This window comes from Halomonas sp. ISL-56 (assembly GCF_018612805.1).
Lineage (GTDB): Bacteria > Pseudomonadota > Gammaproteobacteria > Pseudomonadales > Halomonadaceae > Vreelandella.
The window spans coordinates 74,189-94,915 of sequence record NZ_JAGGRO010000007.1 but is presented as its reverse complement, the minus strand read 5'-3'; the positions used below and the strand labels follow the sequence as shown (position 1 = coordinate 94,915).

Annotated in this window: 18 protein-coding genes; 2 read left to right on the top strand and 16 right to left on the bottom strand. The window is 51.5% G+C overall.

Going from position 1 to position 20,727, the window contains the following annotated elements:
- From J7J49_RS06070 to J7J49_RS06030, 9 genes are all read right to left on the bottom strand, one after another.
- Positions 1-243, bottom strand: a 243-nt coding sequence (locus J7J49_RS06070) for a response regulator (RefSeq protein WP_353048344.1), incomplete at its 3' end; no start/stop codon positions are given.
- 130 nt (positions 244-373) lie between these two features.
- A complete protein-coding gene (locus tag J7J49_RS06065) occupies positions 374-2,044 on the bottom strand; it encodes a methyl-accepting chemotaxis protein (RefSeq protein WP_215091040.1) in 1,671 nt (556 codons plus the stop codon).
- Positions 2,045-2,210: 166 nt separating this feature from the next.
- Positions 2,211-4,079: an ABC transporter ATP-binding protein gene (locus J7J49_RS06060; RefSeq protein WP_215091038.1), complete on the bottom strand. Its 1,869-nt coding sequence runs from the start codon at positions 4,077-4,079 to the stop codon at positions 2,211-2,213.
- 154 nt (positions 4,080-4,233) lie between these two features.
- Complete coding sequence (locus tag J7J49_RS06055; RefSeq protein WP_215091036.1) at positions 4,234-5,841, bottom strand: gamma-glutamyltransferase family protein; 1,608 nt, start codon at positions 5,839-5,841, stop codon at positions 4,234-4,236.
- Between the two features lie 8 nt (positions 5,842-5,849).
- Positions 5,850-7,376: a tripartite tricarboxylate transporter permease gene (locus J7J49_RS06050; RefSeq protein ID WP_215091034.1), complete on the bottom strand. Its 1,527-nt coding sequence runs from the start codon at positions 7,374-7,376 to the stop codon at positions 5,850-5,852.
- An 8-nt stretch (positions 7,377-7,384) separates the two neighbouring features.
- Positions 7,385-7,882, bottom strand: a complete 498-nt coding sequence (locus J7J49_RS06045; RefSeq protein WP_215091032.1) for a tripartite tricarboxylate transporter TctB family protein — start codon at positions 7,880-7,882, stop codon at positions 7,385-7,387.
- Positions 7,883-7,909: 27 nt separating this feature from the next.
- Positions 7,910-8,860, bottom strand: coding sequence for a Bug family tripartite tricarboxylate transporter substrate binding protein (locus J7J49_RS06040; RefSeq protein ID WP_215091030.1), 951 nt, complete (start codon positions 8,858-8,860; stop codon positions 7,910-7,912).
- A gap of 90 nt (positions 8,861-8,950) precedes the next feature.
- Complete coding sequence (locus J7J49_RS06035) at positions 8,951-9,481, bottom strand: chromate transporter (RefSeq protein ID WP_064234491.1); 531 nt, start codon at positions 9,479-9,481, stop codon at positions 8,951-8,953.
- Entirely contained in the window at positions 9,478-10,047 is a 570-nt protein-coding gene (locus tag J7J49_RS06030; RefSeq protein ID WP_064234492.1) for a chromate transporter, read from the bottom strand. The genes J7J49_RS06035 and J7J49_RS06030 overlap by 4 nt, the downstream gene beginning before the upstream one ends.
- A 178-nt stretch (positions 10,048-10,225) precedes the next feature.
- Here J7J49_RS06030 and J7J49_RS06025 point away from each other — a divergent pair, with 178 nt between their 5' ends.
- A complete protein-coding gene (locus J7J49_RS06025) occupies positions 10,226-10,912 on the top strand; it encodes a GntR family transcriptional regulator (protein ID WP_064234493.1) in 687 nt (228 codons plus the stop codon).
- Positions 10,913-10,987: 75 nt separating this feature from the next.
- A complete protein-coding gene (locus J7J49_RS06020) occupies positions 10,988-11,542 on the top strand; it encodes a DUF1415 domain-containing protein (RefSeq protein WP_215091028.1) in 555 nt (184 codons plus the stop codon).
- Positions 11,543-11,591: 49 nt separating this feature from the next.
- On the opposite strand, the gene J7J49_RS06015 is transcribed toward J7J49_RS06020, so the two are convergent.
- The 7 genes from J7J49_RS06015 to J7J49_RS05985 all read right to left on the bottom strand — a co-directional run bounded on the left by J7J49_RS06015 (position 11,592) and on the right by J7J49_RS05985 (position 20,644).
- Entirely contained in the window at positions 11,592-13,253 is a 1,662-nt protein-coding gene (locus J7J49_RS06015) for a sensor domain-containing diguanylate cyclase (protein WP_215091026.1), read from the bottom strand.
- 175 nt (positions 13,254-13,428) lie between these two features.
- Entirely contained in the window at positions 13,429-15,090 is a 1,662-nt protein-coding gene (locus J7J49_RS06010; protein WP_215091024.1) for a methyl-accepting chemotaxis protein, read from the bottom strand.
- 345 nt (positions 15,091-15,435) lie between these two features.
- Entirely contained in the window at positions 15,436-15,930 is a 495-nt protein-coding gene (locus tag J7J49_RS06005; protein ID WP_215091022.1) for a GNAT family N-acetyltransferase, read from the bottom strand.
- Between the two features lie 23 nt (positions 15,931-15,953).
- Positions 15,954-16,946, bottom strand: coding sequence for an LLM class flavin-dependent oxidoreductase (locus tag J7J49_RS06000; protein WP_064234498.1), 993 nt, complete (start codon positions 16,944-16,946; stop codon positions 15,954-15,956).
- Between the two features lie 121 nt (positions 16,947-17,067).
- Positions 17,068-17,754, bottom strand: coding sequence for an SDR family oxidoreductase (locus J7J49_RS05995; RefSeq protein WP_064234499.1), 687 nt, complete (start codon positions 17,752-17,754; stop codon positions 17,068-17,070).
- A 164-nt stretch (positions 17,755-17,918) separates the two neighbouring features.
- Positions 17,919-19,196, bottom strand: coding sequence for a nitrate regulatory protein (locus J7J49_RS05990; protein ID WP_215091020.1), 1,278 nt, complete (start codon positions 19,194-19,196; stop codon positions 17,919-17,921).
- Between the two features lie 95 nt (positions 19,197-19,291).
- Entirely contained in the window at positions 19,292-20,644 is a 1,353-nt protein-coding gene (locus J7J49_RS05985; protein ID WP_064234501.1) for a NarK family nitrate/nitrite MFS transporter, read from the bottom strand.
- Positions 20,645-20,727: the final 83 nt, after the last annotated feature.

The window sequence follows — 20,727 nt, the reverse complement described above, 5'->3', positions numbered from 1 at the left end:
CTGAGAACGGGGTGACGTCGCCTTTATGCGTAAATCGTAAAGGTAGTCGAGTATATCTAGGCCGGTAAATTCACCCAATCCAAAATCAAGTAGGATTAGCTCGGCATTGAGTAATGCAGGCTGGCGAACCAGCTCTCCCAGGCTACCCGCCGTGAGTACCTCGTAACCATGTTGACTTAGGAGTGTCTTGCCCAGTAGTTGAACATCCAGATCATCATCAATAATTAACGCATTCGACAGCATAGAGATTCCTTTGATGACCCTTACTATTGGTTATCGCGTGGTGCGGTAGTTGGAAAGGAAAATGCTTGTAAGCAAGGGGTTAAATTCCTTGGGCTTGTCGAAGCCCAAGGAAGAAATAAGCTGGAATTACTTAGAAAGATTCCCACTCGGGTGGCTGGGTACTCGCCAAACGGCGCGGTGCAGTAGGCGAGGGCTTATGTGTTTTGGCGGAAAGCGCTGTTTGACCAATGGCGTGTTGCTGGTTGGTATTACTGAGTTTGAACGCACCCACTAGCACGCTCAGCCGGTCGGCTTGCTCTCTTAGCTCCGCCGCGGCAGCACTAGATTCTTCCACCATGGAGGCATTGTGCTGGGTCATGCTATCTAGCTCGTTGACCGCGTCATTCACTTGACCTATACCCACACTCTGCTCTTTGGCACCGGCACTAATTTCGGCAATCACATTGGCCACACGCTCGATGCTTTTTACCATTTCCTGCATGGTTGCACCGGTTTGCTTCACTTGGTCAACGCCAGATTTTGTTCGGCTTAATGAGGTATTGATCAGCGTGGCAATATTTTTGGATGCATCACTGGAGCGGCTGGCCAAGATGCGTACCTCTTGGGCGACAACCGCAAAGCCCCGCCCATGCTCCCCTGCACGGGCGGCTTCTACTGACGCATTCAGCGCCAGGATATTGGTTTGAAAAGCAATGCTATCTATCAGACTGACGATATTACTGATTTCAGATGACGAGTCGTTAATGGTATCCATGGTCTGCTCAACGCTATGCATGGAGTGCAAGCCCTGCTGAGCAAGGTCGCGGGTTGAAAGCGCGAGTTGGTCGGCCTGCTGGGCAGAGTCAGAGGCGTTGTTTACCACGGCAGCGATTTGTTCCATTGAAGCAGAGGTTTGCTGTAAATTCGCAGCGGCTTGCTCAGTACGTGCTGAAAGCTCCTGACTGCTTTTGGCAATTTCAGTAGACGCATGCTGCAAGCTAACGGTACTACTGCTAACCGACTGAAGTGTATCGTCAATGCGTTTTATAAAGGCATTAAACTGCTGCGCAAGCTCACCAATTTCATCGCGGCGCTGGCTGTCAATACGCGCAGTTAAATCGCCATCACCTTCGGTGATCTCTTTAATACGTCCACTAATTTGGCGAATGGCTCGTGACATCATTAACGGCCCTAATAGAGCAATAAGCGTTGCCACAATAAAAATGATTAGAGCGATAATAACAGTGGAGGTTTGCTGCAGTTGAATTCTTTCAACAATGGCTTCTTCCGCTTGATAAGCAGCTGTTTCTACGTTCATTCCTGAAACATCATAGATATCGCGCAGTGTGTTGAATTTTTCTAATGAAGATCCGGAGAGCAAGGTTAGCGCTGCTGCTGTCTCTCCGCTTTGATGTAGTTCAAAAACACGCGAGGCCTCTTGTTTCCAATCATCATATAGCGTTTCAAAATTAGCTAGCTGATTGGTTAGCTCTGGGTAGTTTTGCATATGCTGGGCATACTGCCCCATGCGTTCGTACGCCTGCTGAGCATTTTCTTCAAATTCAGCGATTAGCGTGGACGCTCGTTCTGAGCGGGGATCCGATAACAGGTACTCGATCTCAGCTACCCGTGCTTGGTAAAGGTCTCTATCCGCGTTAAGTACGGTTGAAGTGGCAGGAATATAATTGTTAATAAAAGTATCTAAGCGGCTTTTTACCATGTTAACGAGCAGCATATCTGCTACTACAATAACTAACAGTGATAAGGCGACACTAATAAAGGCAATGGCATATTTAACCTTTATCTGATGGAGGCGGTTCATGTGTGACGCTCCTATAATGAAAAAACTATAGAAGCACATTACCTTTAAAGTATTAGCAGGGTCGATGGATTTGTGACGTTTGTCACTTTTGTTTACGATCCAAGCCTTAAGTAACTTTATAACAAGTCAGCATTTAATATAATAGGAACGATTTGTGTTTGAGAATTTACTTATAACCTGCTGCCTGTAAATGGAACAGCTTCGCATAACGCCCATTAGTCTCAAGTAGTTCTTCATGGGTGCCGCGTTCAATGATATGGCCCTGGTCGATGACTAGTATAAGGTCGGCGCTGCGTACCGTGGAGAAGCGGTGAGAGATTAAAATCGCCATTTTATCGCGGCTATGTTCGCGAAAGCGGGCGAATATTTCGGCTTCTGCGGCGGCATCCATGGCAGCGGTGGGCTCGTCTAGCACTAATATGTCGGCGTTCTCGCGCATATAAGCCCTTGAAAGAGCTATTTTTTGCCACTGGCCACCGGAAAGCTCTTGGCCATTTTTAAACCAACGGCCAAGCTGTGTTTGGTAGCCGCTAGCCATGCGGGTAATAAACTCATCGGCCATACCGTGGCGGGCGGCGCGCTGCCAGCGCTGTTCGTCGTTAAAGGCGTGGGTATCGCCAACCCCCAGGTTTTCGCCCACCTGGAGTTGATAACGCACGAAGTCCTGAAAAATAACGCCGGTACGCTCGCGCAGAGCTTGGGTGCTCCACTCGCGCAGGTCGCTACCATCTAACAGAATTCGTCCTTGGGTAGGATGGTAGAGCCGTGTTAGCAGTTTAATGAGGGTAGTTTTGCCCGAGCCGTTTTCGCCGACTAAGGCCAAGCTCTGCCCTGGGCAGAGGTGCAGCGAAATATCGTGGAGAACCGGATCTTGGAAAACAGAGTCACCGCCGGGGTAGGAGAAACTAACGTGTTCGAAACGGAGTCCGTCACCGGGCAATGCGCCCTGGGTGAGCGTACCGCTTTCTCCTTCCACCGGCTGCTCCAGATACTCGTAAAGATTGGAGAGGTAGAGGTTATCTTCATACATACCACTAATAGCCGTCAGGCTGGCGGAGAGCGCGGCCTGGCCCTGTTTAAAAACCATAAGGTACATGGTCATCTGGCCCAGAGTAAGTGCACCAGCAATGGTTTCAATCACTACCCAAGCGTAAGCGGCGTAAAAGGTGAGGGTGCCCAGCAATCCGAGCAGAAACCCCCAGCTTTCCCGGCGTAACGTTAAGCGACGGTCTTCGGCAAATAGTTGGGTAAAGATATCCCGGTAGCGCTTGAGAAATAGCCCCTCAAGGCCAAATAGCTTGACCTCTTTAATGCTGTCTTCCCGTGCCAGCACCGTTTCTAAATAGATCTGCATACGGGTTTGCGGTGAGCGCCAGCGGAACAGCCGAAAGGCATCGCCTGAAAACTTGGCTTCAGAGATAAATACTGGCAGGGCGCCGGCCACCAAGATCAATAGCGCCCAAGGGGAGAACTGAACCAGCAACACCCCGAAGCTGCCCAGCGAGATAGCATTTTGCAACAGTCCAAAGGTTTTATTCACCAGGGCAAGCGGGCGCGTAGACGCCTCACGCCGCGCGCGCGTGAGTTGGTCGTAAAGCTCTGAATCCTCAAACTGGCTAAGTGACAGTTGGCCAGCTTTCTCCAGGATCATCACATTGACCTTCTGACCCAGCAGTGCCCGCAACAGCGATTGCTGGGCCGAAAGGCCGCGCTGGGCCAGGGCGATAAGCGCAATAATCACGGCTTCAATACCCACCAGTTTTAGCACCGGCGTGATTGATACTAGCAGGTTGGGGTCTGTGGCTGCTTGATGAGACTCCATCGCGCTCACTACGCCATCCACGATCAACTGGCCCACCCAGGCTGCCACGGCAGGCAGAACCCCAGCAACCAAAGTGCACAGCGCTAACCCAAGCATCATCCAACGAGAGGTTTCCCACACTAATCCGAGTGCGCGGCGGCTATAACGAAATACGCCAAAAAAGCCGCTTAGTGGAGAGGCGGAAGATGTGCGAGAAGAGGGCGGTGGAGACATAGTGAAAAAGGCAGAACCCTAATAAAAAAGAGCAGCCATAATGCGGTGATTGAGGGGAGATAGCTAGTCAAAATAGCTAGTCGAAATAGCTAGCTAACAACCGCCGGTTGCCTTCAACGGCAACGCAGCGGAGAGGTCGTTTAGTAGTGAGGTATTACCAGGGAAGCACTGCCCCGTCGGTGCGCGGTTCGGTGCCGCCTTGGAGTACGCCGGTGTCAGGATCGCGCAGAATGATTTGGCCACGGCCAAAGCTGATTGAATCGGCGACTTTAACGATGTCGTGGCCGCGGCGGGCCAGTGCCAGCGCTAAGTGATTGGGGAAGTCGGCTTCGACTTCGATCGTTTTGCCTTTGGTCCACTTCCAGCGCGGCATATCAAGCGCTGCCTGAGGGTTGAGCTGATCCTCCAGCATAGCCGTGACTACCTGCACATGACCCTGAGGCTGCATATAGCCACCCATTACCCCAAAGGGCCCAACGGCTTGGTTATCTTTGGTGATAAATCCGGGAATGATGGTGTGATAGGTGCGCTTTCCAGGCGCCAGCGCATTAGGGTGCTGCGGATCTAAAGAGAACGACCAGCCACGGTTTTGCAGGCTGATGCCGGTGCCCGGCACTACGATGCCAGAGCCAAAGCCTTCAAAGTTGCTTTGAATGAATGACACCATATTACCTTCATCATCAGCGGTTGCCAGGTAAACGGTGCCCCCCTTTAATGGATTGCCATGAATGGGGTCAATGGCGTCTTGGCCAATAAGCTCTGCGCGTTGCGAAAGGTACTCATTCGATAGCATCTGCTCAACGCTCGGTTGCATAGATGAGCGTTCAGTAATGTAGTTTAAGCCGTCTACGTAACCAAGTTTTGTAGCCTCTATCCGGCGGTGGATAGTTTCTATCTGATCATTTGACTGTTCGCTTAAAGATTCAAGAATACCCAAGGCTTGAAGCACAATCAATCCGCTGCCGTTGGGAGGAATTTCCCAAATATCATGGCCGCGATATCGGACACTTATGGGTTTGACCCATTCTGGTTTGAAAGCTTGTAAATCTTCTTTGCGTAAGAAGCCGCCATGCTGACGTGAAAAGGCATCCATCGCATCCGCCAGGCTGCCTTGATAGAACGCATCAGCATGGCTGCTGGCAATTTCTCGCAGCGTTTTAGCCATATCTGGAGAACGCCAAACATCACCCGCTTTAGGTGCTTGGCCGTTGGGCGTGAAATGCGTAAACCAAGGTGTAAATTCGTCTGTCCCGTATTGGCCATAGCGTTCTTCTGCACTTTTCCAGAGCTGGCTAGCCACTGCAGATACAGCGAAACCCTCTTCAGCTAATTCTATTGCTGGCGCTAATAGCTGCTCAAAAGGCAGCTTACCAAAACGTTCTGAAAGCGCGGCCCAAGCACCAGGTGCACCTGGTACGGTGACGGGTACTAATCCATGGGCAGGCATTTCATCATGACCTAAAGCCTTAACGGCATCGCATGAAATACCCTTTGGGGCAGGGCCGCTAGCGTTGAGGCCATGCAGTTCACCTTTTACCCACACCAGAGCAAAAGCATCACTACCAATACCATTAGAGGTGGGCTCAACCACGGTTAAAGCAGCGGCAGTAGCAATAGCTGCATCGATAGCATTGCCGCCTTTTCGTAACATATCTATGCCAACTTGTGCGGCAAGCGATTGAGACGTAGCGACCATCCCGCGTTTCCCAAACGTGACCATGCGGCGTGAGGCGGAAGGGTAATAGTGTGGATCAGTGTGCATGGGTATTCCTATTTAGATGTAGCATCGAGACGTTGAGCCATTAAGCGGCGCTGTTTCATATAGCTATGAATACTATAAATCACAGACACAACCGCCAGCGTAAGCAGCAGCGCTGATATGGGCCGAGTGAAGAAGAGCGTCCAGTCAGTGCTGGTCTGGAAGGCCCGTCTTAAGTTAGTTTCTGCTATAGGGCCTAATACAACGCCAAGTACAAGAGGTGCTAGCGGGTAATCCAGTTTTTTTAGGAGGTATCCCACTGCACCAATACAGGCAAGTAGATAAAGGTCAGATAGGCGGTTGTTCAGGGTGTAAGTACCAATGGCACAGCATGCAAGTACAACGGGCACAACAATATACTTAGGTACATTTAATAGCCGTAAAAAAGCCCTCATCAAGATAACGCCTATTACCAGCATGAAGACAGAAGCTATCGCCATGGCAATAAACATACTGTAAACCAAGTCGGGATGATCAAGTATTAAGCGCGGACCAATGCTGATGCCGTGTACCATTATGGCTGCCATTAGAACTGCATCTGCGGGGGATCCAGGTATGCCTAACGCTATCAATGGTATTAGACTGCCGCCCACCGTTGATGAGTTGCCTGATTCAGAAGCCACAACGCCCTGAGGTTCACCCTTACCAAACGTTTCTGGGTGTTTAGACGCTCGTTTAGCTTGGTCATAAGCTAATAGGTTAGAGATTGAGCTACCCGCACCAGGTACTGCGCCAATAAACACACCGAGTAAGGATGAGCGTATAACATTGACGGGCTTCAATAAGATGTCTTTTATGGTCTGCCAGAGGTGAGGGCGCATGTCCCCACTGATTAATGCGCCTGAAGAGTGCGGTCTGCCTCCGGTGGCTGGCTCTAACTCGGAAAGTAGCTGGCTCATGGCGTACATGCCTATTAATACAACCAGGAACGGTATGCCCGCAGTTAGGATTTCGTAGCCAAAGGTAAATCGCTCGCGGCCCATGAGTGGATCAGGGCCAATAGTGGCGATGCCGATACCGATTAGACCAGCGATCAGTCCCCTCATAAGAGAGTCACCCACTAGGCTGGCTATGACGGTCAAAGCAAAAATAATAAGCGCAAAATATTCCCAGGGCCCTAGTTTAACGGCCAGAAGCGCGAGTGGAGGCGCGGCAACGATCAGTACAGCAATAGAAATAATAGAGCCCACAAATGAAGCGAATAATCCCAAGGATAGCGCTTTTCCAGGATTACCTTGTCGAGCCATGGGGAAGGCATCAAAGGTGGTGGCAACCGATGAAGGGGTGCCTGGGATACCTAGCAAAGCAGCACTAAACAAGCCCCCACTTAATCCCCCTACGTAAACAGATAGCATGACTGCAATACCCTGCATGGGGGGCATGGCAAATGTAAGGGGCAACGTAAGGACAATGGCCATCGTAATCGTGAAGCCAGGAATTGCTGCGGCAACAATACCTGCAAAAGTCGCTACTGCCATTAGTAATAGCGTATAGGGTTCGGTCACGCCCCCTAGCGCTATGAGGAAAGCATCAGTCATAGATCACATTACCATTGAGCACGAGGAAGATAGATGTTGAAGGCCTCAGAAAATAAATAGTAAGGCCCAGCAGAAAAGAGGATGGCGACGAAAATGGCAATCACTACGGTAGTAGACTTCCAGGGTGCTAGATAAAGCTGCGTAGTAAGTAGATATGCAAAAGTGCTGATAATAAATCCAGAAATTGGCATTGCTGTCATATACACAGTAAATAGCACCAGGTTGATGATGACGGATTTAAGTGCAATTAATCTTTTCCAAGCAATGTAAAAGGATGTACGTGGTAAGCCGTGCTTGGAGAATTCAAATATAATTGCCATACCGCATAAAATAGCAATACTGAAAAAAATGATTTGTGGGAAAGTGCCTGCACTCATGGGCTCCCAACGAGAGGCCGGCAATGAGCCGGCCTGGAAGGCCATGAATAAAGCGCCAAGGGCGATGATAAGATAAGACAGCAACTGTAACGCGGGGATTAGCGCTGTCTCAGGACTTCTGCGCTCCATAAAAGCCTCCTAAAGCACAACGTTTCCTTAATCAAGGAGGTGAGCGTTGTTTTCAATGAACTCGTTATTACGCTCTAAATAAGCAGTGTAATCTTCTCGGTTAAGGTAACGTACTGTGCCACCTACATTCTCTATGTCGGTTTTAAACTCTTCACTATTAGCGACATTTTCAAGAGCACTTTCCAGCGTGGAAATAATGGGTTCAGGCGTTCCTTTAGGAACAACAACACCACGAGTGACTAAAAACTCAAGATCATGCCCGAGTTCTTTCAGCGTAGGTGTATCGGCCAACTCTTCAATGCGCTCGGAAGTAGCAGCTGCTAGTACATTCAAATCACCATTTTCTACGAAGGCGCGGGCTGAGTGGTAATCCTCAATGGCCACGGTGATATGCCCGCCCGCTAGTGCACGTAGCCTTTCGCCAGTCCCTTCATACCCCACATAGCCAAACTGAGTGCCAGTTGACTCTTCAAACTGCACAGCCCACAAATGTGGAATGCCGCCTAATGTAACGCCCATCCGATACTCACCTGGGTTTGAGGTTACATCAACCAGCATATCGTCAAGCGTTTCCCAGCCAGTATCTGCACTAACTACGATGACCGAGTTATCGCTGGTCATCATTGAAACAACATCAAAATCGTCCCAGTTGAGATCAGTAACGCCAGAATGGTGCGCAATCAACAGGCCTTCATGTATCTGGGAGATAGTATATCCATCGCTATCACGGCGAGAGGCTTCCCTTAGGCCTACTGTGCCACTGGCACCAGGCATATTGATAACAGGTACAGCTTGGCCTAGCTCTGTTTCAAGGTGTCTGCTTACTAAACGCATAAGCAAATCACTACCGCCACCTGGCCCCCAAGGCACGATAAACTCGATAGGTTTGTCAGGATAACTATCAGCAGCCGTAGCAAATGCTGGAATGGAAAGTGCTGCCGCTAAAACGGTGGTAGTGAATAGCGATTTAAGTGTCATTGTTTACCTCATTGATCCATGAATTGTTGTGAGTTTTGGCGTGTTGAGTGGTGATACCCCTAGGTTTTTTTTGTAAGATTTTAGTTATCTTTACGGAATAAGAAGCCCTCCATAAACCAAGGCGCCTATGACCACAAAGGCGGGATGTGTTTTGAAGCGAATGAGTGCAATAGCCGCCACTACACCAATAATCAGTGTGTGGATCGCACCGCTGCTGTCGAGGCTTTCGAGCAGAAACCCTAAGGTCAGCCAGGCCATCATCATGGCGATAACTGGGCGAACCCACTGGCTCATGCGCTTAACGCGAGGTGAGTCACGGTGGCGGTAGAGAAGCCCCAATGCACCCAGCATTAGCAGCAGCGTGGGAATCACCGTGGCGGCTACGGCGATGAAAGCGCCGCCAACACCTGCTACTTCATAGCCAACATATCCCGCCATTTTGGTCGCGATAGGGCTGGGTAGTGCGTTACCCAAGGCTAATGTTTCGGCGAAGGTTTGCGCGGTCATCCAGCCATAACGGCCCACCACTTCGGCTTCGATTAGTGGAATAATGGCTGGGCCGCCGCCATAGCCGATAATGTTCGGGATAAAAAACGCTAAGAAAAGATCCCAATAAATCATGCCGCCCCCTCCGCTTTTTTCTTGCTGTCAGGGCGCAGCAGTGCGGCAACGAGAATGGCCCCAATTACCCAGCCCGGGTGAATGCCAAGCCAGTAGATTAGCCCGGCAGCAATAATGGCCATGGCAATACTGACCAGCCAGCCAAGGGCTGCCTGTGATTTATCAAAAAAGTCCCAGGTGAGCTGCGCCATCATGACCATAACGACGGGCACTACCGCTTGGCCCATACCGCGAATCCATGCCACATCGCGGTAGCGGCTGAAAACGCCTAACATGACAATCATCGCTACAATCATGGGCACAATGATGGCGATGACGGCAGCGATACAACCTGTTACACCACCCACTCGGTAGCCAATGTAGCCGGGCATTTTGGTGGCAATGGGCCCGGGTAAGGTATTGCCAATCGCCAGCACGTCGGCAAACTCTTCATCGGTTAGCCAGTGGTGGCGGGTGACGACCTCTGCGCGTACTAAGGGAATCATGGCGGGGCCACCACCGAAACCAAAGATCCCAACGCGGAAAAAGGCCCAGAACAATTGCCAGGAGACAGCGGGTGGATTCATGGACGCACATCCCGCAAAACCAACGAGGAGATCAGTAGCATACCCAGACCTTATTTATCGTTTGTAGGTTAAAAAATCGATTATCTTGTCTAAAATAGAATATAGGTAGTGCCCGATCCAACGTCAACAGTGAAAATAGAATGGACAGCGGGAACTGAGATGAATAAAGGACATCGTCATGAATAATTCTTTACCTACATCGGCTAAGCCAGTAGGGCCAGCAGGTACTGCATCAAGTCGTGTGTTTGATCATTTACGCAAGGATTTGGTGGGTGGGCGTTTTGTTGCCGGTGAAAAGCTTGCGATCAATGCGCTTAAAGATCGCTACCAAGTCGGTTTGAGCCCGCTACGAGAAGCGCTCAATAAATTGGCGGCTTATGGGTTGCTGGTGCAGGAGAATCAGCGCGGTTTTCGGGTGCCGAAGCTTTCCCGGGATGAGCTGGACGATATTGCGCAAATGCGCTTAGAAATGGAGGGAATGGCGCTAGAACGAGCCATTGCTAACGGTGATTCGCTTTGGGAGGCCGATTTACTGGCCGCCGCGCACCGCTTGAAGCGGGCCGATATCACCCTGGATAAAGGCGAGGAGTGGGAGCATCTGCATACCCAGTTTCACCGTACTTTGGTGGCGCCGTGTGGATCCGTCTGGTTGTTACGCTTTATTGAGCAGTTGCACGATCAGTTTGACCGCTACCGGCGTCTGGGGCCAAAAATGCCAACGATTCGCCAGGAGCTGGATGAGCAGCATCATCAACTCGTGGAGCTGGCGCTGCAGCGCGATGCCAAAACAGCGCGTGAATTGATGGACGACCATATCCACAAATCTTATGAAGTTGCCCTAAAGCGCTATCAAGAGCACGTGTAGTGGGTCATGAACAGTTGTTAAACTGCCGCGCACAGAGTGTCGGTCATCGCCGACCAAATAAGTAAAGAGGGTGCTATGCACGCAGATAACCAAGTAGTTGCGCAAACGCTAAACTGGGTGCGTACCTTCATTGTGGCACATGATATTTGCCCGTTCGCTCAGCGGGAGCTAGCGCGTGAAACCATTCGCGTTGAGGTGGTGCGCTCCAAGAAAATCGAAGTGGCGCTTGAGGAGTTGATGGTTGAGGTTCAGTGGCTGGATGAGCATCCGGAAACAGAAACGACGCTGCTGGTCTTCCCAACGCTGTTCAAAAGCTTTGATCACTACCTGGATTTTGTTGAGCTGGCCGAAAGCATCCTTGTCGATCAGGGGTATGAAGGGGTCTATCAAATCGCCACTTTTCATCCCGATTACTGTTTCGAGGGTGCTGAGCCTGATGATGCCGCTAACTATACCAACCGCTCTCCCTACGCCATGGTGCATTTGCTGCGCGAAGAGAGCGTCGAAAAGGCGATTGAGTTTTACGGTGATACTGACGCTATCCCCGAGCGCAATATCGCTAAGTTAACGGCGATGGGTAGCGCAGCCGCTGAGCAGCAGCTGCAACAATGTTTTGATATAAATGACTAGCGTTTGAGGTTCATGGCTAACGTTTGAGGTTAATGCCTAAGATTTGAAATTAACGGCAAGGTTTGTGAATCACTAACTGATGTTTACCTTTGCTTTTCGCCTCATACAGGGCGCCATCGGCAAGTTGTAGCACCGTATCAATATGCAGGCCGTGGTGCGGCCACCAGGCGGCGCCCAAACTACAGCCCACATGGGCGCGCTTGTTTTCGGGTAATGAAATCGGTTGGGCGATAGCGGTAAGTAAACGCCTACTAACCTCGTGAGTCAGCATTTCCAGGTGCTCCGGCTTGGTTTTTAGCACCATGACGAATTCATCGCCACCCAGGCGCGCCACCACATCGCCACTGCGCAGGGCATTTTTCAGGCGCTGAGTAATCTCAATGAGCAACAGATCTCCTGCATGGTGGCCCAGTTCATCGTTGACCTGTTTGAAGCCATCCAGGTCGATGTACATCACCACCATGCTTTGCTGGTTTCTTTCAGCTTCTGGGATGGCGAGCTGCAGATATTGATTCAGAAACGCACGGTTAGGCAGGCCCGTTAGTGGGTCGGTATTGGCTAAATCCTCCAAACGGTTGATGGTTTGCCGTTGATCCAACAGTCGGCTGACCATGTTACGCATAGAGGTTGAAAGGTGGTTCATTTCTGGAGAGCCAGTTTCCAGAGGAATAGAGTCGGCATGCTCGCCATCCTTTATTTGATCGGCGGCGCTGGCTAAGCGGGTGAGAGGGGCCACCATTCGAGAGGCAATCACCCACCCAATCATTGCAAATAGCAGCGCCAGTAGAATGCCTATGCCCATAATGGCAGCCTGCAACTGCTTTACGGGGGCAAAGGCAGACGCGACGGGGTTTCGGGTAATGGCTATCCACCCCAATCCAGCAAAGTCCTCAAAGCCACTGCTGCGCGCATAGCCAGTGACAAACTGTTCGCCATTGGGCCAGGTCTCAATGGCCCATTGTGGCGATGTATTGGTAGGGCTAGGTAGGTGTTCAAGGCTGTCTAATGATTTTCCCATCAGCGCCTCTGGCCCCAACAGGACGGTTCCATTGGCTGAAAGTAGTAGTATCTCGTTATCTTGCCGCTGCTTCGCCGGCGAAAACATGGATTGCTGAATATATTCGGCCCACTCCCAGCTCAGATGTACCGCCAGAACGCCCTGGAGTTCCTCATTGCGGTCATATACTGGGGTGGCAATGTCGACAAACTTAAGCTCTTCGCCGCTGGGGTTAGGCAGTAGCTGTGCGAGTAGCACTGCTTCATGAACATCGCCTATCCAGAGTGCCTCGCGCCCTTCAATAAATACAGGCCTTTGCGCGATTGAAACGCCTTCTAAAATTCCTCCCGTCGCTGCTTGAACAGTACCTTCTGGGTCGGTAAAGCCAATCCACGAGACGACGTTGTGGTTGTCTTGCAGACGTTCTAGCTGCTCCCGTAAAGCGCTAGTATTGGTGTCACTAGTGAGCGCCTGCATGGCTAATAAGAGTTTTACCTCTTTGATGCGTGCATCCATGCTGCGATCAAGTTTATCCACCATTTGATAGGCAGCTTCTGCGGCTGCATTACCAATATTATCTTCCATTTGCTGTGCTGATTCACGCGATGCCACCCAACCCAGTAGCAACGTTGTGGCAAACACCAAGGTGGCAATCAGAGCAATAAACCGCGAACGCAGCGAGTAGCGAGAAAACAACCAAACTTGAACAGACATAATTTGCCATCATAGAAAGAGAATTGACTTTATTTCATTGTCATTATGCGTGAAAAAATACCCTATTCTGTCAATATTTGCATTTTACGCGCTGCTAATTGTTATTAACGCTAGTGGCGGCTCGTTGGAAAAGGGCCAGCCGAGCCGGCCCCGAAGCGCGGTCTAAAACGCCTCTCTAAAACGCTTCCCAATCGGGCGTAGCGCTAGGCAATGGCCTAGATTGATAAGAGCGATGAGCAGCAGCAGGCTGTGAGCTAGTGATGGCGGGGCTTGCTGTGCCACTGTTAGTGGCGTGCTTGAGTTTGAAGGTGGTGACTAACTCGGCCAAACGGGTGGCTTCATCCTGAAGTGACGCTGATGCCGTACTGGTTTCTTCAACCAACGACACATTTTCCTGAGTGGCGGAATCCATCTGAGAAACTGCTGTACTCACTTGGCTAATGCCCATCTCCTGCTCTTTTGCGGCGAGAGCGAGCTCTTGCATCATCTCGGTCACTTTACGAATTGCTTCGTTGATCTCCGCCATATCATGGCCATTTTTCGCTGCTTGCTCCGCACCCACCACAATACGCTGCGAGATATCTTCGATCATGGTGCGTATTTCTTTCGAAGAAGTGGAGGTCTTTGTGGCTAATGAGCGCACTTCACTGGCCACCACCGCAAAGCCTCTACCATGCTCGCCTGCTCGAGCCGCTTCCACCGACGCATTCAACGCCAGGATATTGGTTTGAAAGGCGATCGAGTCAATCACCTGGACAATATCGTGGACTTTGTGTGAGGTCTCTTCCAGCTCGCGCATCAGTAGGCTAGTGCGCTCTGAGGCCTGTTTACCGGTATTCGCCTGTTGCGCTGCGTCTTGGGTTAGTTGCTGTGCTTGACCGGCGGTGTCGGCGTTCTGCCGCACAATCGATGAAATTTCATCCATACTTGCGGCGGTTTGTTGCAATGCCGCGGCTTGTTGCTCGGTACGTGAGGCGAGGTCTTGGCTGCCGCTCGCGATTTGTTTGGAACTAGAGGCGACGGCTTCGCTACTTTGATTGAGTGTGCCAATCATCTCCTCCAGGCGCTCTTGCATATCTTCCATGGCACTATAAAGGCGACCGATCTCATTACTTCCCCTGCCTTCAATGTGGCTAGTCAAATCACCTTTAGCCACATTCTCACATATCCTAACCGCACGCTGGAGTGGATTAATAACGAGCCGGTTAATCATTATTTGCACCACAATATAGAGGACAATGGCGGCTAAAATGAGTACGCCCACCGTAATGCCAAAAATGACACTGTCACGTTGGGCCTCTGAATGAACTTGGTTGCCTCTGCTTAGTGCGTAATTATTAAAATTATTGATCGCAGTGCTGAAGCTTGAAAATTTCTGATTGATGGGATCCCGATATTCATCAAGTGCCTCATAGCGGGCATTGGCTAAATCCTCTCTTAGTGTGTCAGTGACAACAAGGTTGTAGCTATCAACAATGGCATCAATCAGTGGGCGTCGCTCTGAGCTACTCGGGAGCTCAAGTTTAGTGAGTTCAGCAATGCGTTGATCGGATTTTTCCAAACTCTGTCGTGCTTCGCCTAGCGCCCGCTCTGCATTGTTTATGTTACCAACGCGGTAGTGCTGGGACATACGCTCCAACCTTACCCGAACCTCCATTAGATTCGTTTCTGCTCGGTTGGCAGCACTCGCTTGCTGAGCGCTTATTTCATTAATTTCTGATAGCAGCTGTGCGGCCTCGCGTTCTTCCATTACACCCATACTACCCAGTACTATGATCATCGCTAAAAGAACGATCAGTGCACCGGCAATCACTTTTTTAACGGATATGTTTTGCATCGATATGCCTCCAAATGCTCCCAGCACCTGTATTGATGCTTAAGGGAGCTTTAAAAGGTACCAATTGCTTGTTAAGTTGGCGGGTTAATTAAGCTATTTTTAATGTATTATATTCATAAATGCTTAATCACAATAAAGTTGTATAGTTAAATGTTTGCTTGCTATTTTAAGGGGGAAGTTGTATTTAAAATAAAAGTCTTTAGGCTTTTTCGATGATTAAAAGAGGGGGATCATTTCTATAGAGAAAGAAGGTAGGGGAAAAGGGGGTAAGAAACAAAGGCCGAATTAGGGGCGCAAACTCCTAACTCAAACCAGTGCTTTCAATCGTTACTTTAAACGTAACGGTTAAAGTGTCTTATGCATCACATAAGTGTCGACAAGCCCAAGGCGCGCATGACGGTAGGCGTTAGGAACGGTACCCACAATATTAAAGCCAAGTTTTTGCCATAAGGCGACGGCGACGTCATTGGTGGCAACCACGGCGTTGTACTGCATGGCTAGAAACCCCAGTTCCCGCGCCTGTTGTTGGGAATGTTCACACATGGCACGCGCTACGCCTTTGCCCCGAGCGGCGGGGGTGACCATATAGCCACAGTTGCATACATGGTCACCGGGGCCTGCCGCGTTGGCTTTTAAGTAGTAGGCACCTAGCACTTGGCCATTTTCATCTTTGGCGACCACACTGGCAGCCGGCATTTTACACCATAGCTGACGGGCAGCTTCAAAGCTGATATCGGGATCAAACGCATAGGTTTCTTGCGCAGCAACAATGGCTTGGAACGTTGGCCAGAAAACAACAAAGTCGTCATCCGTCATCGGAGAGAAAGCGAGTGTGGTCATTAGTATCCTCTAGGGCGAAGCGTTTACCGAGCGACCTCAGCCACGATCTCGTAGCTACGCAGGCGGTCAGCGTGGTTATAAAAGTCGCTATTAATCATCAGCTCATCGGCGCCAGTACGCGCTTGGAACTCTTCAAGCTCCGCCTTCACCGTCTCCGGCCCACCGATAATTGCCGCGCCTAAAAACTGGCTGACCTGGGCTTGCTCAACCGGCGACCAGTCTAGTTGCTCAACCGGTGGCTGTGATTGAGTCGGCTTACCGCGGATTAGATTTAAAAACTTCTGCTGCGCGGTGGTGGCCAAATAGTGAGCCATCGCGTCGCTCTCTGCGGCCATCACGGGAAGGCCGACCATGGCATGGGGCTTATCCAGGTGTTCCGAAGGGCGGAAGTTGTCGCGGTATAAACGTAGGGCTTCGAATAAATAACCCGGCGCAAACTGAGCAGCAAACGCAAAGGGCAGGCCAAGCTTGGCCGCCAGCTGTGCGCTGTAGCCGCTGGAACCCAGTAACCAGATAGGCACATGGGTGCCCTGGCCTGGCACCGCTTTCACACGCTGTTGAGGCTCTGCATCGGCTAAATAGCTGCGTAGCTCATTCAGCAACTGTGGAAAGTCGTCAACGCCTGCATGAGCGTTGCGGCGCATGGCCTGCATGGTGGCGCCATCCGAGCCCGGCGCACGGCCTAAACCTAGGTCAATACGGCCAGGGTAGAGCGTTTCCAGGGTGCCGAACTGCTCGGCAATCACCAGAGGTGGATGGTTAGGCAGCATAATGCCACCGCTGCCCACGCGGATCGTCGACGTTTGTCCCGCAATATGGCCAATCAACACTGCGGTGGCGGCGCTGGCGATACCGGCAATATTGTGGTGCTCGGCAAGCCAGTAACGGGTAAAGCCCAGCCGCTCGGTTAATTGTGCAAGGGCAACGCTATCGCGGAAGGTCTCAGCGGCACTGCCGCCCTGGCGAATAGGTGCCAGATCGAGGACGGAAAGTGCCGTGGAAGCGAGTTGGCTCATGGGTCACCTGCAAATAAATTCGTGGGCGCGTAGAGTGTGGAATTACTTAGCGCGCTTGGTAATTACACGTTATGCGGCCAGTGCAGGTGAATTGCAAGGGGCTTGTAAGACTGCGTTCCCCTCATTCAAGCGGCGGGGTGGGGCGAATAAGAATTTCATTCACGTCCACATGGGCTGGCTGGGAAAGCGCATAAACCACTGCATTGGCAATGTCGCGATCCTCTAAGGCATGGGTCGGTGACTCATCAAAAAAGGGCGTGTCGACCATTCCCGGTTCGATCAGTGTTACGCGCATGCCAGTACCGCGCAGCTCTTCGCGCAGGTTATAGCCGATTCCTGTGACCGCCCATTTAGTGGCGCTATACATAGAGCCTGGAATGGTTGTGCGGCCTGCCGCTGAGCCGGTTAATAACACATGGCCTTTGCTACGTTTAAGGGCAGGCAAGCAGGCTTGGATAGTGAGGCCCACGCCATAGATATTGGTCAAGATCATCTCACGCCATGTGTCGTGGTCGGCCTCACTAAAGCCACCGGGTGAGCCGCCACGGCCAGCGTTGGCAAAGACACCATCCAGGCGGCCAAAGGTTTCCAGCGCCTGTTCCACCATGGCCTGCTGCTGATCCATGTTGGTCACATCTAGCTCACAGGTCAGCACGTTTTCCGGCCCCAGCTCTTGAGCCAGTGCAGCTAGCTTGTCACTAGAACGTGCAGCGAGTACCAGCTTATAGCCTTCACGAGCGGCTGCTCGGGCGGTGGCTGCGCCAATGCCGCTAGATGCGCCGGTAATTAATAGCACGCGGTTTTGCATGGGTTGCGCTCCTTGCTTGGTTAGTCAAGTAAGCTTTTAGCATGGCTAAGGTGGCAGCATCCTGCAAATATAGGCTTAACCAGCTTGGTGCTGTTCTGCTATTAGCACTGTTCTGCTATTGGTGCTGCGCTGCTAATTGACCGTAAACGTAGAGCCCAACTGTTTTACGTTTTAGCATCTTTACTTTTTAGCATTGCGGAAAGATCAAGAATAGCTTGGGCCATATCTGCCATGCTTTTGCTTTGATCCATCGATGTTTTACGTAGAAAGCGGTAAGCCTCCTCTTCGCTCATCTCCTGATGAGCCATGATCAGGCCCTTGGCGCGCTCAATGAGTTTGCGTTCACGTAGCGCTTTGCGAGTATTTTCGAGCTCATCACTAAGCCCCTGTAAACGGCTGGCCTGAGCCTGGGTGAGTTCAATCAGCGAGCGACCTAATGGCGAGGTGAGGGCGTTAGCGGTCAGGTCACCTAACGGCTGCCCATCATTAAGCGCCAGCAGCTGTTCGCAAGGCGCAGGAGCATAAGTGCACGGCTGCGTTTTAGTTTTCTCTAAAGCGTCTTGCGCTTGGGCGATTTTGCGGTGGCAAAGCACGCTCAGCTGTGAGATCAACGCATCTTCGACCATTTTCATTGAGTCGATACGCAGGGTGGTCAGTTCGTACCAGGTTTCACCCAGGGTATCCGGTGCCTCTTTGGGCGATGATTGCGATGCCGACGAGCGTTGGCAGGCGATATCGCGCAACTGGCAAATGCCCGACAGCGTGCGCGGTGAAAGCTCTTTTTGCCATGCCTGCTGTGCTTCGGGGGTCGCAAACTCGACAAAGGTGTCAAAGCAGCGCTGTTGATCTGTCATAAGCTGGTTTAGCAGGGCGCGGTGGGGCTCGTCGAAGTGGCCATGAGTAAAGCCAAAGGCGCCACAGGCGCGCTCTTGGCCAGCCAGCTCTTTGCCCTGCATTAAGTGGAAGATGGCGACCAGGGTGCGGGTAATATCAGGATCGATAGAGGTGTCAGCGGCCTCAAACACAATGGCGAGCAGACCACTGGTTAACTGGTTAAACGCCTGAGTTGCCGCATCTGGCGTGATGGCAAAGGTATCGATGGCCTGGCGAAGCGTGCCAAGTTCGTCTAGCGCATACCAAACGGCGGCAATCCGGCGTAGTAAGCGCGCGGCGGCCTGGGGGCGGGCTTCCTCGCTGAGCGCTTCCAGCCGTTGGCGCATTAATGTTTCGGCCTGCTGGCTGTGCTCCCGGTAGGTGTCGCGACGGTTTTTGAAGCGTTGACCCTGGGAGACTAGATAAATCGTCGAGGCGCCTCGTTCACGCTGGAGCATATGAATAAAGCGACTAATGTCGCCGACAATATCGGCGGTGGTGGCAAGGTGGGTAAGGTTGTCGATATCGCAACGGATGGCGGTTAGAAGCAGTTGCTGCGCTGAGGACATAGAGATTTCCTTGAGTGACTCGCCGCCTAAAAATGAGCACTCCCGCTCTGCTGCTTTTAGCAGGAGGGGAGTGCTTTGAGTGTACTGGAAAGCACTTAACGTAACGACAGAGCGCCTGCGCCTACGTCATCACCCACCGCGTCGCGGTAGGCTTTGGCCTCTTCTGCTTCGGTGGCATCGCTAAAGCGCACCAGCAGCACACAAGAGGCCAGAACCAGTACGGTGAGGCCTAGATAGAACAGGCCTTGTTGGTAGGTCAGGCTTTCGCTGCGGAATAGAAAAGCAGCGCCCACTGCGCCTACATTACCGCCAGCGCCCACAATGCCCGCAACGGCTCCCAAGGCTTTTTTATTGATAAACGGCACAACACCGTAGGTAGCGCCCTCTGCCATCTGCACAAACAGGCTGAACACCAGCATAATGCCTATTGCGAGGCTGAGTACGTGCATCTGCGAGAACGCCACCAAGGCAATACCTTCGCAAACCAAGGCTATAAACAACCAGCGAACGCGGCCTTTTAAACCCCCATTTTTGGCGAAGAGATCCGAGAAAACGCCGCCTAGGGTGCGCGCAAAAATATTCATTAACCCGAATAAACCAGCGATCAAACCCGCGGTAGCCAGGGTGAGATCAAACTTATCGAAGAAGTAGATGGCGGCAATATTGTTGATCGTCAACTCCACGCCAAAGCAGAGGCCGTAGACGACGAACAGTGCCCACACACGGATATCCTTGGCGGCGGTTAGAAAGCTTTGCGCTGCGCCGTTCTCACCCGTGGCTTCAGGCAGTTCGCCACGTGCACGCAGTTCGCTGAAATTACCGTTGGGTGCATCCTGGGTGAAAAACCAGTAACCAATACCGGTAAAGAACATCACGACGCCCGGTACCATCATCGCCAAGCGCCAGCCAAAGGCTTCGTTAACGCCCAGCATCAGCATGCCAGAGAAGATCAGCGGCATCAGAATTTGTGTGGTGCCACCCCCTAAGTTGCCCCAACCTGCGCTGGTAGCGTTGGCGGTACCCACCACGTTGGGAGCGAACATCATCGAGGTATGGTACTGGGTAATGACAAAGGAGGCGCCAATCGCCCCTATGGCTAAGCGTGCCAATAGAAAGGTTTCAAAACTGTCGGCTAAGCCAATGCCCATCACCGGAATAGCGCCTAGCAACAGTAGTCCTGTATAGGTTTTACGCGGGCCAATGCGGTCGCACAGTACGCCAATGGCAAGGCGCACAATAACGGTAATCGCCACCGAAGCAATAATCGTATTGCCGATTTGAGTTTGTGTCAGCGAAAGATCTTCACGAACAATCGCCATGAGGGGGGCGATGCCGAACCAGCCAAAGAAACAGATATGAAACGCGAACCATGAGAAGTGGAAAGCGCGCATTTGCGGGGTCGAGAAATTAAATAACCGAATGCGGTTGGCTTTGTTGCGTATGTCCATGGGATGGCCTCACGGGGCATAAAACGAGTTGATCGCTACGCAACGCAAAACGAGTTAGCGCGTTACGCAAACAATTGACGAGA